At 68.4% G+C, this 17,558-nt stretch carries 10 protein-coding genes; 4 read left to right on the plus strand and 6 right to left on the minus strand.

Going from position 1 to position 17,558, the window contains the following annotated elements:
* Positions 1-353: 353 nt before the first annotated feature.
* The gene (locus ACGFU7_RS44925; RefSeq protein ID WP_393704281.1) at positions 354-9,290 is read left to right on the plus strand and encodes a hypothetical protein; all 8,937 of its coding nucleotides are present in this window, start codon (positions 354-356) and stop codon (positions 9,288-9,290) included.
* Here ACGFU7_RS44925 and ACGFU7_RS44930 read toward each other — a convergent pair.
* The 5 genes from ACGFU7_RS44930 to ACGFU7_RS44950 form a co-directional block, all read right to left on the minus strand.
* Positions 9,287-10,408: an IS630 family transposase gene (locus ACGFU7_RS44930; protein WP_393704282.1), complete on the minus strand. Its 1,122-nt coding sequence runs from the start codon at positions 10,406-10,408 to the stop codon at positions 9,287-9,289. The genes ACGFU7_RS44925 and ACGFU7_RS44930 overlap by 4 nt on opposite strands.
* A 34-nt stretch (positions 10,409-10,442) precedes the next feature.
* Complete coding sequence (locus ACGFU7_RS44935; protein ID WP_393704284.1) at positions 10,443-10,727, minus strand: hypothetical protein; 285 nt, start codon at positions 10,725-10,727, stop codon at positions 10,443-10,445.
* Between the two features lie 324 nt (positions 10,728-11,051).
* Entirely contained in the window at positions 11,052-13,742 is a 2,691-nt protein-coding gene (locus ACGFU7_RS44940; protein WP_393704285.1) for a Helicase associated domain protein, read from the minus strand.
* A gap of 54 nt (positions 13,743-13,796) precedes the next feature.
* Positions 13,797-13,961: a hypothetical protein gene (locus tag ACGFU7_RS44945; protein WP_393704287.1), complete on the minus strand. Its 165-nt coding sequence runs from the start codon at positions 13,959-13,961 to the stop codon at positions 13,797-13,799.
* On the minus strand, positions 13,940-14,227 hold the full coding sequence (locus ACGFU7_RS44950; RefSeq protein WP_393704289.1) for a hypothetical protein: 288 nt from the start codon (positions 14,225-14,227) through the stop codon (positions 13,940-13,942). Before ACGFU7_RS44950 ends, ACGFU7_RS44945 begins: the two co-directional genes overlap by 22 nt.
* Before the next feature lie 198 nt (positions 14,228-14,425).
* Between ACGFU7_RS44950 and ACGFU7_RS44955 the strand changes: the two genes are divergently transcribed.
* Both ACGFU7_RS44955 and ACGFU7_RS44960 read left to right on the plus strand, forming a co-directional pair.
* Positions 14,426-15,988: a helix-turn-helix domain-containing protein gene (locus tag ACGFU7_RS44955; protein ID WP_393704291.1), complete on the plus strand. Its 1,563-nt coding sequence runs from the start codon at positions 14,426-14,428 to the stop codon at positions 15,986-15,988.
* Positions 15,988-16,572 carry a transcriptional regulator gene (locus ACGFU7_RS44960; RefSeq protein WP_393704293.1) on the plus strand — a complete coding sequence of 195 codons (585 nt, stop codon included), beginning with the start codon at positions 15,988-15,990 and terminating at the stop codon, positions 16,570-16,572. The genes ACGFU7_RS44955 and ACGFU7_RS44960 overlap by 1 nt, the downstream gene beginning before the upstream one ends.
* Before the next feature lie 422 nt (positions 16,573-16,994).
* On the opposite strand, the gene ACGFU7_RS44965 is transcribed toward ACGFU7_RS44960, so the two are convergent.
* Complete coding sequence (locus tag ACGFU7_RS44965; protein ID WP_393704295.1) at positions 16,995-17,291, minus strand: hypothetical protein; 297 nt, start codon at positions 17,289-17,291, stop codon at positions 16,995-16,997.
* Between ACGFU7_RS44965 and ACGFU7_RS44970 the strand changes: the two genes are divergently transcribed.
* A partial coding sequence (locus ACGFU7_RS44970; RefSeq protein WP_393704296.1) for a transposase occupies positions 17,290-17,558 on the plus strand: 269 nt, incomplete at its 3' end. The genes ACGFU7_RS44965 and ACGFU7_RS44970 overlap by 2 nt on opposite strands.

The following is a 17,558-nucleotide window of genomic DNA, read 5'->3' on the forward strand; positions in this document are numbered from 1 at the left end:
ACTACAAGGGGCAGGAGACTTCCAGCCTGGCCGGCGCGCTCGGCCCGCAGGTGCACATGAGGCCCGCTCCGCGGTATCCCGCGGTCGATTCCGGGCTCTTCGCCCGGTGGCAGGGTTACTTCGGGCAGGTACAGCTGGCTGTCGACCAATCGCCGCGACGCCAGGAGCTTCTGGCAGGCGCCGCGGAGATCATGGCGGTCCGTCATCAGCCGCCGCCGGTCATGAAGAGGGGGCTCTCGGCCGAGGCGGATGCCTACAACCGGCTGTACGAGGCCATCGCCTACACGGTCGCCTACCACCTGCACAAGCACCGGTCCCTGCCTGACGCGCTCGCGCATGCCCGTGCGACGGCCATGTCGGAGCAGCTGCGGACCGCATTCGGTACACAGCAGTATCACGGGCTGCCCGGCGGCGCCCCAGCCGGTGCGTTCGGTGCCACCTCCCCGTCCAGCCATCAGGAGACGTCTCCCGAGAAGTCCGGCAAGCACGCCGCATCGGCCCCCGAGCTTGTTTCCACGGCGGCGCCTCATCCGCTCGAGACCTCGTCCGTCGCCGGTTCCCCGGCCGACCCGACGACCGACCCGACGGCCGGGGCGAGGAGCGACCCGTCCCAGGAGCAGGAGGATTCTCCCGCGGATCCGGAAACGATCGAGGCCGCACTGGCGGACCACACCACGGCGGTCGAGACGCTCGCACAGGCCCGGGTTGCCCTGGAGACGGCGGAGCAGCGGTACCGCAACCAGGGCGAGGGCAGCTCCGCACGGGTCACGGAACCCGGAGAGGCTCAAGCCGCCCTCGACGAAGCCGAACTGGGCATTTACGGTGCCCGCACCGTCCTGGACGACCTCGGCGTCGACCCGGACGCTCCGGTGATCGACAAGGCGGACCTGCGGGCGCGTCCTCGCCTGCTGGGTGGCAGTCCCGGGCACCGGTTGGCGAGCGGGGACACCGGCTTCCGGGACGGGGCGCGCCGTATGGGCCGCGGTCCGCTGCCGGGTAACGCCCCAAGGCCTGCCTACTGGCGGGGTACGCCGGCCTCCGCGTCGGACGAGCAGCGCATCCGGTACGCGGCGGCGGCGGCCGTGTTCGAACGGCGGCTCGGGGAATACCTCAGCACTCGCGAGGCGCCGTTGCGCGAACTGAGGCGCGCCGCGCGCATCGCGTGGGCCCACTTGAGCGCCAGATATCCAGAGCGCCTGACCCAGCTGGGCGTGGAAAAGGGGAGCGGAGACGCGGGAGCTGTCGGCCGCGACCCCGCGGTGCTCCGGAAGGTGGTGCATGGCGGAAACCTTCGGGAGGTTTTCAACCTGCTTGAGACCGCTGCCCGCAACGGTGCGTTAGAAGATATCGTTCCCGCGCCCCGGCGCATCCCGGAGATCTCGGCGGAGCGGAAGTTGGCGGTCACCGGCGAGTCTGTGCTCACCTGGCAGCTGCCGCACGAGGTCCGGCCGCCACTCAGCGCGGCGGAGGACGCCTTCTCCGTCAGACGCGACCCGACCACGGGCGAGAAAAAGCTGCTGTGGAGGCGTGCCGAGGACCGCAGGTCCATGCCCCTCAGCGCGGACCTGCACCAGCGCGGCCAGGACACCGGTGCTCTGGTCGGTACGGGCACCTCGGGCTCGACCGCCCTGATGCTTGAATCGGTCCGGAACCTGGCCGCCTCTGTCGGCTGGTCCGTCGACTTCCAAGAGGTCCGCCTCGGCATCCTCGGCTTCCTCCTCTCGGCAGGACACCACTCCTTGCACGAGGTCATGCGGTCGGCGCAGCTGTGGGACGAGGCCCTGGGCCAGGAGTACGGGCTTGGCTACGTCGACGGCTGGAGCCGCTACCGCCATCTGGGCCCGCTCACCGAGCAGGAACTGCGGGACAACGTGGCGCAGGACGGGCTGTTCCCCGACGAGATCGCCCTGGGCGTCCGGGACCCGTACGTCGACGTCACCTCGGTCGCCACCGGCATCGACATGCTGCGGGCACGGCGGGTCGACCCCGCGCACTGGGCGGCGGAGCTCGACAGCACCGCGGTCGGCCTCCCACCGCAGAACCTGCTGGACCGGCCCGGATTCCCGGCCGACCGGCTGCAGGCATGGTCCGCCCACTGGTCCGCGACCATGCTGCTGGCGAACTTGCGGGAGGAGGAAGCGTCCTTGCGCACTTCGGGCCGCGCCCCGGACGGCAGGGCCCTGAAATCCGCTGCCGGAGAAGCCTGGCTGCGGTCCACCTTCAGCCTCGACCACGCCGAGCAGGATCGGAGGTTCAAAGCCAGGGAACTGAAATACTGGGGACTGTCCCCGGAGGACCTGTCGGGCCGTCTGCGGAACTGGATCGCCGGCTACCGGCCGCACACCGTCCGCCCGCAACGGACGACCGCCACGGTGAACGATCTCACCGGGCTTCCCCAGCGGTCGCTGCGGATCCAGGACCCGTCCGCCGTCCCCGGACCGAGTACGCAGCGGCCCTGGAGCCCGATTCTCTGGTTCGAGGTCAACCGTGAGCTGCTGCGCCTGGGATGGCGCAGCACCCTGATCGACGACGCGACCGCGCAACGCCTGGCCGATGCCCTGCCGCTGCTCACTCGGCGCCAACCGGAACACGTGGTCGGCGCCGAGATCGCCCAGCGCATCGTCAGCGGGCGGCCGGTTCGAAGCTACGGCGCGGGGCAGTCGCAAAACGGTCACCTGACGGTCGTCGGCACGTCCGGATCCGGGATCTCGTCCGCGTACCGCCCGGAGCATGTTCACGGCATGGTGCGGCGCGCGGAGACCGATTCTCCTGACGTGGAAAGCGGCGCCGGACCGTCATACGGCTGGTCCGTCCTGATCGCCCGGCGTCAGGAGCGCGCGCTGGGCGTAGAACCTTGGGAAACGGAACTCTCCGGTGCCGACCGGGATTCGGTCGCCGAGGCCATCACCATTCTTCAGGCGTTCAACCACTTCCCGCCGAGCATCGGCCACGAACAGCCGGAGATGGCGGCGCGCGCGGAGCAGTACCAGGCACTGGAGGAGGTCGCGCGCGCCCTGCGCGAGGACGGTCCGGACGCGGCAGAGGCGGTGGCGCACGCGATCGCTGTCCAGCGCGGCGCCGCCTGGCGGTACGCGGACACCGAGGACCATGTGCCGCAGATCGCGACCAGCGAGCCTCTCCCGATGGAGGGCGCCGAGCAGGACCTCGACCACGAACGGGCTATTTTCGAACAGCTGCTTGGGGCGCACTATCACGCCGACCCGGCAGCGCACACGGCCGCCCGGGCGGCCGTGGTCCGGCTGCGCGAGGCGCTGCGGGTTGTCTGGACGCCCGGTGACACGAGTGCCCCGGCCGCGCTCGCCGCCGCCGAGAGGCAGAGCGCGGATGTCGGCCCGTCACTGCCCGAGGGCTGGGCGGCGACGGCGGAGAGCGGCCGGGGGGCAGTGACCACCGTCGGTAGCGACAGCCTTCTTCGGGCGGACCTCACGGCTGCCGTCACTCTTGAACTGGCGAGGCTGCGGGGGCAGGCCGGCCAGGTGCCCGTTGACGGGGACGAGGTCATGCGGCTGCATGCCACGCTGTCCGACACCGAGCGTCGGGGGGTGCTGCGCGAGCGGGCCGAGATCATCGCGAGGACCATGCTGACGGGCGGGAAAACGTTGATTCCCGGCGGTGCCAAGAAGAAAAAGAAGCCCAAGGATCCGAGCCAGGCCGGCCCCAGCACCGAGGCGCAGACGCCGGAGACGGCTCCGGCCCCGGTCTCCGAGGAGACCGTGCAGGCCGTCAGAGCCGCCCTTGGTCAGCTGGGTCAACACCACTCGAGGCAGGAGCTGCAGCAGATCTTCTCAATGACGCTCGAATTGCTGCCGAAGATCGCATACCCGGCCGACCGCCCGGTCGCCGACCTCGTCAGGGCCGTCGAGTGGGTGGTGACGGGAAAAAATAATGACCTGAAGGAAAGGCTGCTGAAGTACCCCCATATCGTTTACTCGCTGGTCCAGCAGCCCTATCTGAAGCGCTACTTTCACCACCGTCCGGAAATTGTCGACCTGCTGGGCGAGGCGCCCGGCGTACTGGAAAATCTGGTAGGGGTCAGTGCGAAATGGCACGATCATCAGACGGAGAAGATAGTAGAGATCCTCAGCCGCAAGGACGTCATCCAGGGGCTGGAGTCCGACCCCGCACTACGGATGCAAGTATTTGCATTCCCCAATCGAATGCAAAATCTGAACGGGGAAATTGATGTTATCCGGGCCTCCGTCGATGCGCGTGGATCGGTAGTCGATTTGCTGGAAATAGCTCCGAATTTCGGGGCTGCCCTACTTTCGACCCAAAATCCGGTCGAGGCTCTTTGGGGCATAGGCGGAGAAGCCGGCCTCCTCTCCGCGCTACTGACCCAGGTTTTCCGCAGACGTGAGGGATCCAAGGATTTCTATGGAAGAATATTGGCGGATGAGAATCTCAGGTCGAGCCTCAGGGAATTCGGGAAACTTTACAATGTTCTTCTTTCCGCGCCGGAACTGCTCGACGCCGTTCGGACGAATCGCCGCGCGGTGGAAAAACTCGACGGTTCGCCGCTCTTGACGGATGTGCTGGAGGACCTGCCCGGGGTCGCGGTCCGACTGCTGGCCGATGAGAGGCTGATCACCGCCGCAGTGGACAACGCGCATGTGGCGAAGGCGCTCTCGTACAACCCGCATCGCTATGACGCGGTCGAGGGCGGGCAGTTGCTGGACGCGTTGAAAGAGACGGAGAGCCCGGCGCCGTCGGCACCGGCGGCCGGCCTCCGGGCGCCGCTCGCGGACATCGAGAAGAAGAAGGTCCCCGCTCTGCTCGCATACCTCCGGAGGGAGAATCCAGCAATCGAAGCAGCCCTCGTCGGCCCTGGTGGGAAGGAAGTCACGACTAACCTTCTGAATCGTGAGAACCTTGTGCGTCTTCTGGCGCATCACCCACAGTTCATTGCCCAGCCACATGTTCTGCGCCGGATATCCGACCCGAGAACATCGCGAGTCATCTTTTCCTCAAATGATTCGCTGATGCTCTTTGTCCTTGCTTCCGCAGGGCGCCACTGGGGAATCAACGCGCTGTACAGCCATACAGCCAATACGAGCCAGCGGCTACACTTCGACGGATTGCTGGCTAGCCCCAGCATTTTTCGCCAGCGTGTGTATACGGATTCCGCAACAGCCGTCCTGGCGTATTATGATCAGCGGGTCATCGAGTTTCTGGAGGAAGGTTATTTGAGAGGTAATCCATGGGCGGCCGGTGTGGTCGCAAATGTGCCCACCATCATTTCGGTTATCAAGGTGGGAGGGGAAAAGATCGAGGAAATTATGGTGGCGGAAGATTCTGCCCTGCTCCGTCTACTGTACCGGCGGCCGGCGATCAGCAAGGGGTTTCCTTTCGGACAGTGGCTGACCGTGAGGGAGAATCTGGTGGCCGCTGCGGGGGTTCTGCCGCGGCTGCTCCCTCACGCCGGGCGGGTGCCGGCCGTGCATTGGATGCGGCTGCTTATCGATGGCGGGCTGCTGAGAACGCTGGGCGAGCGGATCGGGCAGCCGACCGCCGAGGCTTTGTTCGCGCACCCCGATGTGCTGCGGGAGGCCATCGCCCGTCCCGGGTTCACCGATGCCTGGATCGCGGAGCCGGAGCGCTTCGACGCGCCGGCCGGGCAGGCGCTCCGGGCCGGGGGGAAGGGTTCCACCGGTGCCCTGCTGGAGGCGGTCAGGGCCGCCGGGGAGTTGCGGTTCACCGCCGACGGGGAACTGGACGTGAAGCTGACCGCGCGCGTTCGGGAGCTCGTTGCCGGGATTTCCCGCGGAGACGCCCGCAACAAGATGCGGGAAACGCTGCGCGCCGGCGGCGGGGAACTCGTGGACAGCAACGCGGTACTGAGCCGTTATGTGACGGTCAAGGAGAACCGGCGGCTGAGCGACGCTGTGCAGAGCAGCCCCTATCTCGCTCAGGTGGTTCTCTTCCGGCAGGGCATGCTTGAGCTGCTCGTGGTCCGCCCCTCGATCCTCGGTCTCTTCGACCGCTCACCGGATGTGCTGCGCCAGGTGGTACGGGTGGAAGGGCTCGCACGGCTGCTGACCAACGATGACAACGCGTTCGGCGTGTTTGTTGAAAACATCCATGTGCGCCAGAACTATTATGAGAAATGGGTGCGCATCGTAGAGCGCAACCCCCAGTACCTCAAGGCCTATGTGCGGCGCGACGGTGAGTTGATGCTCCCGAGCGCCAAAGGCGTCCATGTTTTGGTGTCGACCAGTGCCTCTGCGGCGAGGGCGGTCGCCGACCGGGCGGAGACGTTCACGACCCTCGTGCATTCCCGGCCGCTGGTTGAGGTCTTGGAAACGGCAGGCGAGGGTGTTGTGCGTGCGGTGATGGTGACGCAGGGCCGGTTGGACGGATCGGCCCAAGACTCCTCGCTGCTCACGGCGCTGGGTGCTGTGCCGGGTCTGGCCGAGGTCCTCGGGGACCGGCCGGAGGTCGCGGCGGATGCCGGGCAGTGGCGGGAGCTGCTGGGGAACGTCGACCTCATGCGGCAGTTCAGCGAGCATCCGGCGGTGGTCGGGGATGTTCTCGACCCGGCTGTGTTGCCGGTGGCGTTGGCCGCTCCCGCGTTTGTGACCGCGTTGGCCCGGGTGTCGGCCGGCGCTCGTGGCGGGCTTACCCGGCCGGTGGTGTTGGAGCTGGTCGCGCGGCAGCCTCGGCTGGCGGGTGCGTTGGCGGAGGGTGAGGGGTTGCGGGCCGCGGTGGCGGGTCTGCGCGGTCTGGCGGAGCTGCTGCTCGGCCGGTCGGATGTGGTGGAGGCGTTCCTGAAGGGTCCGGGGCTGATCGACGCGGTGCGGGCCAACCGGACGCTGATCGACGATGCCGCTTCGGAGAGCCCGGTCTGGCTGGTGATCCGGCGGCATCCGGCGCTGACGCCGTTCGTCAACAGTTCGTTCAGGAACGTGCTGAGACGTTATCCCGACCTGGTGTCGGCGCTTGTCGCGCATGAGGGCGACCTGGACCGGGAAAGTGCCGGGATCCTACGGCGGGCACTGACCCGGCATGGTGTTCCCCCGTTGCTGGCAGCGGACGCGGGATTCGCGAAGTCCTTCCTGGGCAGCCCGGCCTGGCAGCTCCGGGCCATCGAGGACAATCTGTTCAGCGCCACGGTGCGCCGTCTGTCCGGGACGGCGGGGTTCGGGGACCTGGTGGCGGACCCGGATCCCGGCCGGTTGCTCGGCGCGCTGGACGAAGTGCTGGGTAGCGGAAGCCAAGTGGCCGCCGCGGTCCGTCCCGCCATACGCCAGGCACGGGACAGTGGTCGGGGTGAGGGGCCGGCCGCGCCGGTTGTCACGGCTGGGGCTGTGCAGGAACTGCCCGCCGCCACCGCGGCGTCGCCTTTCGGGCCGGACAATGCGCCGTTGTTGCCGGCCGAGTTGACGGATCTGCTGGGGGGCCAGCACGCGAGTCAGGTGGCGGATGCCCTGGCCCGTCATGCTGAGTTGTTGCCGTTGCTGACGGCGGTTCCGGCGGTGGCGGAGGAGATCGGCCGGCATCCTGAGCGGCTCGGCACCTATGTCATCCGGGAATTCCTTGACGAGGACGCGGCTGATACGTCGTTCGACAGGCAGTTTGATGCTTTCCTGGAGTCGGTGGATATCGCTCCGGGGCAGCAGTACGCGGCGGTCAAGGCCGGCGCGGCCGTGACGTGGCGCGGCATGGTGGAGGAGCGTCAGGAGCGTCTGTCGGCGCGGTCGCGGGAGCGGGCGGAGCGGTTCGGGGATTTCCGGGCCGATGCGCAGCGGACGTGGGAGCACAGTGGCCGGATCCGCTACGCGGGGCGTCTGGGTCCTGATGACTTCACGGCGGTGCAGCAGCAGACGCTGGAGCGGGTGGCCCGGTGGGCCGAGGGTGTGCGGGAGGCGTCGGGGGTCCGGCGGATCAACACGCCGCTGCACGCGCATCTTGACTCCGGCAGTGGGGGTGTGGCGTTCTTCTACGCGCTGGCGCCGGACGGGCAGGTCGACCTGGTTGTCTTCGCCAGGAGTGGTGTCCGGCAGGGCAACAGCTACCGCTGGGGCAACAGTGGCCAGTATGTCGACGGCCCGCCGGCTCTGGAGACGGTGGCCAACGATCCCGGGCTCAGGGAGTCCAGGAGTCTGGTCGAGAACCGGGTCGCGCATGCGACGGTGACGGCCGGGCCGGCGTCCCAGTCCGACGGGAGCAACCGGGCCACTGCGGTGGAGCGGGACGTCACGGCCCGGGCACAGGGCCTGGCCCAGGCGGTCACCGAGTACCACGCCTCCCTTGACGCCCTCTCCGGTCCGCGTTCCGGGACCCGGGAGCAGGCGGTGGGCCGGTTGATCGCGGCGGGGAGCGCGCTGCGCGGGCTGGGCGCCGATGTGTTTGCCCGGGCGGGGGAGACCCTGCCCCAGGAGACCGTCGAGTCGGCGGACGCGCTCTGGCGGGCGCGCTCTGCCGGGCGGGGCGCCGAGGACGACACCTGGCAGGACGGCTCCGAGTACGAGCGCGGTGCCATCGCCCTGGCCCTCCACACGGCGGGCGAGGCCGCCGGCACACACGCGGCACAGATCCTGGCCCCATCCCGTTCCCTCACCTCGCCGGACGAGCCCCCGGCCGTGGACTACCAGCCGGCCCCCGTGGCCGGGCGGGAAGCCGCGACCGGGACCGGGACCGAGGCGGAGCGGGAGCGGGAGCGGAAGGCCGACGTCCTGACCGGGGCGGATCGCGAGCGGGTGCGAGCTGCGTTCCGGGTGTGGAGCGAACCCATCACGACGGAGGTCGAGAAACTGGTAACGGCTCTGATAGCGGCCGGGGGCGGCGCTCGCTCGCTCGTGCTTCCCCAGGGTTTCGGTTCCGACGAGGCCAAGCCGCTGTACGCGGTGAACGTCCGGGGCGATGTCCGGTGGTACGCCGCCGATAGTCGCGCCGTTGCGACGGCCCCACCGGACAACGTCGGCGCTGTCCGGTCGATGGACCTGGACGCTCACGGCACCCTGCTCGCACCGACGCCCGAACTGCAGGCGATGGGAGTGGGGGCGGCGAGCTTCCCCACGCTGCGTCTCGGCGCGGATCTACTGCGTGAGTTGGGCCTCGACGCGGAGGGCGGCCGCGTACCCGGCCGGGCGACCTGGCTGGACGAAGACCCCCACGCCAACCCGATGGCCGCGCCCCGCGCCGCGTACGGCATGTGGCAGGGACCCCAGGGCGTCACCGCGTTGACGGCCGGGAGGGAGGAAGCCGCCGCGCTGGACGATATGTACGGCCCGGCAGCCGAGCCCAAACGTGTCAAGGACGAGGAACGCTAGTGTCCTGCGCCGGAGATCCGTCGGCAGAAGCGGGCGAGGGAGTCGAGGATCTCCTCGGCCGTCTTGGTCCAGATGAACGGTGTTGGGTTTTCGTTCCACTCCTTGACCCACGCACGGATGTCGGCTTCCAGGGAACACACGCTTTTGTGGGAGCCGCGGCGGATCTTCTGGTCGGCGAGGAAGCCGAACCACCTCTCCACCTGATTGATCCAGGACGAACTGGTAGGGGTGAAGTGCAGGTGGAATCGGGGGTGTTTGGCCAGCCATGCCTTGATGGCGGGCGTCTTGTGGGTGCCGTAGTTATCGCAGATCAGGTGGACCTGGAGATGCCCGGGAACCTCCTTTTCGATCTTGATGAGGAACTTCTTGAACTCCGCTGCCCGGTGCCGACGGTGCAGCGAGGTGATGACTTCGCCGGTCGCGACGTCGAAGGCCGCGAAGAGGGTGGTCAGACCGTTACGGACGTAGTCGTGGGTGCGACGCTCGGGCATGCCCGGCATCATCGGCAGCACCGGCTGAGACCGGTCCAGCGCCTGGATCTGCGACTTCTCGTCCACCGACAGCACCACCGCCCCTTCGGGCGGATTGAAGTACAGCCCGACCACGTCGTGGACCTTCTCCACGAACAAGGGGTCCGTCGACAGTTTGAAGGTGTCCGTCAGATGAGGCTTGAGATGGAACTTGCGCCAGATTCGGCCCACGGTCGACTTCGACAGCCCGATGCGGTCGGCCATCGACTTGCGCGACCAGTGGGTGGCGTTCTTCGGCATCTCCTCCAACGTGCTGACCACTACGGCCTCTACCTGGTCGACGCTGATGGTGGGCGGCCGGCCCGGCCGGGGCTCGTCCATCAACCCGTCCAGCCGGGCGGCCAGGAACCGCCGACGCCACTTGCGGACCGTATCCGCCGCTACCCGAAGATCCCGCGCCACCACAACAATCGGCGGAACGTCAGGGCCTGCACACGCCAGCACGATCCGCGCCCGTAACGCCACCGCCTGCGCAGACGTCGCCCGCCGGGCCCAACGCTCCAGCACCGCACGCTCGTCAACGGACAACAACAACGGTTCCAGCTTCGGACCACGACGCGGTGCGGGCACACCCGCAGAAACACTCATACAGGAACTAACGATGGATCTCCGGCGCAGGACACTAGCCGTCCTCCCGCGCCCGCGTAACCAGCTGCGCCAGATTCACGAACCGCATGGCGATCACCAGCAGCACCAGCATCGACAACGTATAGAAGATCCACAGGAATTGACAATTACTCGCGGCTACGTACTCCTCACGCGAACTCGCACACTCCATGCGGTGGCCCGATCCATCCACACTGTTCTGGCTGGTGGCGCTGCGCTCGCGGTGTGCGCGGGTGAACTTGGCCCCGTGGCGGGCATCCTGACGAGCCTTCTTGCTCACCGTGGACTGCTTCTTCGGCATAGCTACTCCGGTAACCGCCGGGACTGCCCACGCCCTGCCGGCGGAACGAGTGCCAGTCAGAGTTCGCGGGCCCCGGAAGACCTTGACCGACTGTGCCACCCATGCGGGCGTGGGCGCTGGTGGCTGCGGTGAACGGCGGTGCGCGGCTGGCCGTTCCAGAATGATAGGGCCTCGCGCCAAGCCGCTATTGTCTCGACACATGGTGTCGCCGCCGCCGACTGTCCCGAGGTGCGGCCCGAAGGTCTCCCTGTCCCGGGCCTGGGCCCGAGGGCTCGCGAAGGCATATCCTGTCCGACGGCGGCGGCTGATCCGTGGCTACGCGGCTCATTCCAGCCCCAGGGCGGTCAGAGCGGCACGCTGCGGTTCGCTCAGCTTGTGCCGCCTCGATTTGGTGTTGGAGATCCACACCCCCAGCTTCACGTGGTGCTCCTGGTCCTGGAGCACGATCCGTTCGACGTGGGAGCGCCCGACGGTATGTGTGCCTTCGCGTGCGATGTACTGGCGCAGGGCTGCGACTCCCCGTTCGAAGGTCCCCAAACCACGGGGCTTCGCCGGGGTCTCCTTCGGCGCTGCGGGCAGCGGCCGGATACCCAGTTTTTCCAGGCGCTCGCGCTGTTCGGGCATGAGGCTGTGCCACATGGTGTGGTCGCGCTGGCGCTGGAGCCATTTGCCGGCGTCCATGCCGTGGACGGTGACGCCGGGCAGTACCTCGGTCGGGCTGGTTTCGTCGGCGAGGAGTTCGCGTACGGCGGCGTAGTGCCGCTGCCACTCCACCGGCCAGTGAGGGGCCCAGTCGGGGTCGATCGCCGTCAGTGCCCTGCGGCGTTCCTGTGCGCGTTCCTCGTCCCCTCCCAGGCCTTGGGGTTTGCGGAGGTTGGCGAGCCACTGACCCACAGCCACTCCGTCCGCGACTGCGTCCTTCGGCGCGGCGAGTGTGCCGTGCACCGCGTGATACACGCGGGCCGCGGAGAGGTTCTTGTAGAACCGGGCGTCCGTGACTGACCAGACCATGCCCAGCTCGTCCAGGAGCTCGGCCCGCCATGCCTTCAGCGTCCCGAGGCGGAACGCACGCCGCTGCTCGCTGACCCAGGCCCCCAGCGCATACGTCCCGCCGTTGCCGTTCTCGCCGTCGCTGTCGGTCATGCCGATGGGCACGACCGTGTCCAGCGGAACCTGCGGGTGGCCGTGGGCCTGGACCCATTTGCGCAGGGCGTTGAGGCCGGACAGCCACACCTCGGAGTCGGGTCGCAGGACTCGCGTGCGCAGGAAGGCGGCGATGACGTCGGGGTTGCGTGGCAAGGAGAACCGCAGCAACGGCACCGCAGGCCTCTCGTCTTCCTCGTCCCGGCCCTCGTTGGCCCCGCCGGCTCCAATGTTCTCTTCGCCCTGGTCCCCGCTCTCGGAGGTGGTGCTGTCTGCGTCCGTGGGCTGAGCCTCGCCGGTTTCACCGGCTGCCCCCTGCGCTTCCTCTTCTTCGCCTTCGTTTTCGTGCTGCGGATCGAGGGCGACAACGGAGGTGGCCTGTCCGCGGGCGGTGGTGGTCCCTAGGGCCATCCGTTCGACGATCCGCTCGTCATGGGCCCGCAGTCCTTGCAGCACGGCCACGAGGGGCCGGTAGCTGGCGGAGGCCATCATGTCCTCCGGATCCTCTCCGGGCTGGAGGAAGACGGGCACGATCAGCCGTGCGACCTTTCCGTCGCCCGGGTCCTGGCGCAGGCCTCGGCCGGTGATCTGCACGATGTCCACCGGAGAGCTGCGGGTGTCGGCGAAGACGACACCGCCGACACCGCGCTTGCCGCGGATGTCGACGCCCTCGCCCAGGACCCGGCAGCTGGCCAGGATCCCCATGTCGGTCACCCACCCCTGCGCGTCGAGGCCGTCGGCGAACCGGTCCAGCACCGTACGCCGGTGAGCGGCCGGGTGCTCACCGCACAGCCACTCCGCACCCACGCGTTTCGGGTAGGCGACAGGGTCCGTCTCGTGCAGCTCGGCCGCGGTCTCCGGCAGCGCACGCGCGAACGCCATCGCGTCCAGGGTGCGGCTGTGGAACGTCATCAGTGACCGGACTCCGGTGGTGTCCGCGTGCTTGAGCAGTGCGGCCTGCAGCGCGGCCAGTCGCCAGCCCCGCTGTTCCTCCACCGCGGCGTCCGGGCCGGGCGCCTCGGGATCACGGATCTCCAGCACGTCGACCTCGAAGGAGGCGAGGATGCCCCGCTCGATACTCTCCATCAGCTCGAGCTCGTACAGCACAGGGCCGTAGAGCTCGATATCGTCCATCGAGGCCACCAGACGCCCGCCCGAAACATCCGGGCCGTCCTCGGAGCCGCTGTGCACGTCCGCCCTGCCCGCGCTCCCGGAGCCCGGTGTGGCCTCCCACAAGCGCGGCGTAGCCGTCATGTACAGGCGTCGCGCCGCCGGGATCCGCTCCTGATCGTGAACTGCCGCCCACACCTTCCCCAGATCACCCGAACTGCGGTGCGCCTCATCCACGACCAGGAGGTCAAAGGCGCCCATACGCTGACCGAAGGAGCCGCGCATCGCCCGCTCCAGCACCCCCGGGGACACCGTCCCTTCCCCGTCGCCCTGGTCGTCCTCCAGACCCTGCGGCGACAGGCTGGCGTACGTCGCGAAAACGACCATCGGCCCACTCTGCGCCCACAGCGCCAGCTGCGTCGGATTGGTCGTGCACCGCACATCGAGCGCCTCCAGCAGCGGATCGGCACCCAGACTGCACACCGCCACCGCGGGCCCCGATTGCCCGACCGCCCGCCACGCCTCGACTGTCTGCGTCAGCAGGTCCAGTGTCGGCACCACGATGCCGACAAGCCCCCTGGGCACCATCCGCAGCGCCGCCGCCGCCGCCGTGATCGTCTTGCCCGAACCGGTCGACGACACGACCTGCCCGCGCAGACCCCGGGCAGGCAGAACCCCGTCCACAGGAGCAGAAAGCCCCCCGATAATCGAATCCACGGCCTCAACCTGATGCGGCCGAAGGGTAATGCCACGCAATTTCATCACTCCCCATAATCAACGAATTCGACAAGCCGTGGAGGGCTCAGCGTCAATAAGTCAACGCGAAGGCGTGAACGGCGCTACCGAAACCGATCCGTCCTCGCCGAGGACCACGCGCTCGGACAGCTGCGCGAGGACCTCGTGCACCGTGAGACCGGCCAGGTCCGCGGCCGTACGGATCAGGCGGCCGGCGGAAGCGCTCAGCCACAACTCGGCATGCACCTCGTCCAGTTCCTCCCGCCGCCGCCCCATATGGGCGGCATGAGATCGCAGCGCGGCCGTGCGCCCCGCTCGCGGGCCCAGGCACTGTCCACGTCGTCGAGCTCGGCCTCGTAGGTCGGCGACCACCCGGGGGAGCGCAGCGCCTGCTGTGTCTCCCGCTCCCGTGTGGCTGCCTCGGTGACCTTCTGGGCTACCCGCTCCATCGACATGCCCGTGCCTTGACGGCGCACGGTGTCGCGTGCCAGATCCTCCACGCTCCAGATCACCGCGCACCCTCCTGTACAGGGTGGCTCCCGCCACCCTTCCAGCGGTCATGTTCCGTTCCTTCCGTCGTCGGCCCGGCGAGGTCCCGTCGCAAGTCCTGGGCCTCACATCGCCGCCCGCATGCCGCCGCCATGCAAATAGATGCCTAATCACTGCCCAATCTGAATCCAGGATACGCCTAACTGATGTATCCTCGAGGTATGAATGAGGAAACTGACAGTGTGGAAGCTCTGTTGGAGGAGGCGCGGCTGACGGCGCGGATGCCGGAGCCGGCCGAGCGGCTGAGGTTGCGTCAGGCGGCCAGCCTCTCGCGTGCCCAGGTGGCCGCAGCGGTGGGCGTTGGACGGCAGACGGTCGCCAACTGGGAGGACGGCACCACTGATCCGCAGCCGCCGGGACGCGTGAAGTACCTGCGCCTGCTCGAAGGCCTCGCCCAGCTCCACCCCGCCCCGGCCCAGCCGCTCACCGAGACATCCGCCCCGGAGGCGCCCCCGGCCGCAGCGTTCACGGCCCCCGAGACCGCAAGGGGCCCCGACGGTCTGGCCGTGGAGGGTGAGCCCGGCCCGTGCATCCGCTGCGGCGTCATGACGACCTACCAGGCCACGGACGGCCGCCCCCTGCACGCCGGAGCCATGTGTCAGCCTCCCGCTGCCGCGCCCCAGGTATCCAGTGCCCAGGCACCGGTCACCCCGGTCTCACTCGCCCCCGCACCGGCGACTGCTGCCTCACCCGTCCCGGCGCCGGTGCCCTCGCGGCCGCAGCGCCGGGCACGGTCGGCCGCCCGCGCCCAGGCCGAGACCGCCGACCTCATCGGCCGGGCCGTCCACGAAGAGCTGGAGCGTGCCGACGGCGACGTCGATGTCGTGCTGCAGGCCCTGATCAAGCGCGCCATCCCGGACGTCATGCACCTGTTCAACGAGACCCGCGCCACCGCCCGCTACACGTACACCGCCTACCCGGCCCTGCCCGACATCCTCAAGAAGCCCTCGAAGAAGGAGCCGGACCAGATCTGGGAGGCCCGCCCCAACTTCCGCCACCCCGACTACTCCCTCAAGATCCCCGGCAGCGTCGCGGTCACCGCCCTGGACGTCAACGCCGCCTACCTCTCCGCCCTCAAGTGCTGGCTGCCGATCGGAAAGCTGGAACACGCCACCGGCAGCGACGGCGTGGACCCCAAGCGCTCCGGAGTCCACCTCATCACCCCCACACCCTGGACCCACCCGCACCTGCCCAACCCCCTCGGCGACCGCGATGAACCCGGCGCCCTGTGGATCACCGACGCCACCCTGCGCCTCCTGCTGCGCCTGTCCGGGCCGAAGTACGGACTGCTCGAACCACCGGCCATTCACGAGTCGTGGACGTCCGGTGCCACGGAGAACTTCCTGGACGCCCTGCGCAAGACGCTTACCGCCGCGCGGGACACGGCCATCTCCGAGGACGACACCGTCACCCTGGAATACGTCAAGGCGATGTACTCGAAGTTCATCTCCACGATGGGCGAGTCGATCCACAACCGCGAAATGACCCGCCCGGACTGGATGCACATCATCCACAGCCAGGCCTACGCCAACCTCTGGGGCAAGGCATACAAGGCACACCAGGCCGGCCTTGACGTCATCAGCATGATGGGCACCGACGAGCTGCACGTCACCGGCGACTGGCGCCAGGTCTTCCCCGAAGGCCGCGGCGTCGCCCAGATGAAGATCAAGCACAGCGACGCCAAAGCATCAGGTGAGTACCTCGTCGGCAAGGCGGCCCGCTGATGGCCGGTGACAACCGCTGGCAGGATCTCGGCATCTACCAGGCCCGAGGTGTTCACGGCGGGCAGGCCCTGGCCGAAGCGGTCGACCGGATGGTGACGGGCATCGAGTCCCCCGTCGACTCCGAACGAGGCCTGGCCGCCCGCCTGCGCTACCTCACCACCTCCGACGCCGGATACGAGGCCATGGACCGCGCCGGCATCCACGTCAGACCCCGCACCCTCATCGCCTGGCTCGCCGAAGAACAAACCCCCAGCCGGGCCAACCTCACCCGCCTCGACGCCGCCTACTGGGACCTGCGCCGCCGCAACGTGGCAGCCGACCTCAAACGCCGGCTCAACAACCACGGCCGCGGCACCCGCATCGAGATCGACCCGGCCGACCAGTCCCGCGTCGACCGCCGCCACCAGCGCGATCTGGAAACCCGCAGCATCAGCGTCCGCGGCGTGTGGGACCGCGCCGTCGACGCCTGGATCCACGGCGACGAACAAGAACTCGAAGCCATCTGGGACGACATCACCAGCAGCAGCCTCGGCACCGACTGGGACGCCTACACCTACGTCTCCTCCGTCGGCTGGGCCGCCTGACTCCGGGCCCGTCCCCGTCACCGTATCAACTGATCCGGCAAGGACATCGAACGGGCCCGGAGTAAAGCGAGTCCCGCAGTACGAGCTGTCTCGCCCCGGCGGTAAACGTGACGATCCGCGCTGGCCACCTTCGCACGCTGTCAGAACCATCATCCAAACAGCCGCAGGCAAACCGCCAAGCCCCAACCAGAGATGGCCTCCGTACCCGAAGCTGCGCTCGACGCCATCCACACGTCTTACAGGCGTCGATCCGGCTCGCCTCGGTCACAGCAAGGGCGTCCCGCATCTCTGCTTGCACTGCTTCGCTGAAACGTACCGGTATACCTGGTGCTACCGGCCGCAGTGGCGCGAGACACAGCCGTTACACCGCCCGGCGCCGACACGATCGTTAGCGACAAGCCCGTACGAAACCGCGGCCTTCCTCAGGTGCGCTCCGCGATGAGCCGGCGGCATAGGCGCGCGCGGTCCGCCAGCTCATCGCCCGCAGCGGAGAGTTCAGCCAGGTATTCCAGCATGTCCGTGACGACTTCGGGTTCCTGCCCTCCGGCCAGAAACACCTCGGTTGCCTCCGCCACACCGGCTTCTGGTTCGAGGATCAGCACCTTTAACAGGTCGAAGAACCCGATGAGGGCCGCATCCGCTGTGACCATCGGCGAGGCGAGCAGCTGTCTCCACTGCTCTACACACGCCCCGAGCCCCGACGTCACCGTGTCGAGCATGACCCTCGAGCCCGTGCTGGCTGCGTGGAAGGCCGGGCGGCCCTCGGCCACGGGCCACGAGGGCAGGTACGAGATGCGGGAGATCGTCAACGCGATCCTGTACCAGTCCCGGACGGGCTGTCAGTGGGCCTACCTGCCAGGCAACCTACCGCCCAGCGGCGCGGTGTACTACTACTTCGGCCTGTGGCGGGACGACGGCACCGACCAGAACCTCCATGACCTGCCAGCGCAGCAGGTCATGGAGGTTCTGCCCCCATTTTCGGCAAT

This window comes from Streptomyces sp. NPDC048473, assembly GCF_043200155.1.
Lineage (GTDB): Bacteria > Actinomycetota > Actinomycetes > Streptomycetales > Streptomycetaceae > Streptomyces.

Excerpts from the sequence above, each read along its gene's own strand:
- ACGFU7_RS44935 (WP_393704284.1), bottom strand. The coding sequence starts at position 10,727 with ATGCCGAAGAAGCAGTCCACGGTGAGCAAGAAGGCTCGTCAGGATGCC.
- ACGFU7_RS44960 (WP_393704293.1), top strand. The coding sequence starts at position 15,988 with ATGGCCGGTGACAACCGCTGGCAGGATCTCGGCATCTACCAGGCCCGA.
- ACGFU7_RS44925 (WP_393704281.1), top strand. The coding sequence starts at position 354 with ATGTCGGAGCAGCTGCGGACCGCATTCGGTACACAGCAGTATCACGGG.
- ACGFU7_RS44930 (WP_393704282.1), bottom strand. The coding sequence starts at position 10,408 with ATGAGTGTTTCTGCGGGTGTGCCCGCACCGCGTCGTGGTCCGAAGCTG.
- ACGFU7_RS44940 (WP_393704285.1), bottom strand. The coding sequence starts at position 13,742 with ATGAAATTGCGTGGCATTACCCTTCGGCCGCATCAGGTTGAGGCCGTG.
- ACGFU7_RS44965 (WP_393704295.1), bottom strand. The coding sequence starts at position 17,291 with ATGCTCGACACGGTGACGTCGGGGCTCGGGGCGTGTGTAGAGCAGTGG.
- ACGFU7_RS44955 (WP_393704291.1), top strand. The coding sequence starts at position 14,426 with ATGAATGAGGAAACTGACAGTGTGGAAGCTCTGTTGGAGGAGGCGCGG.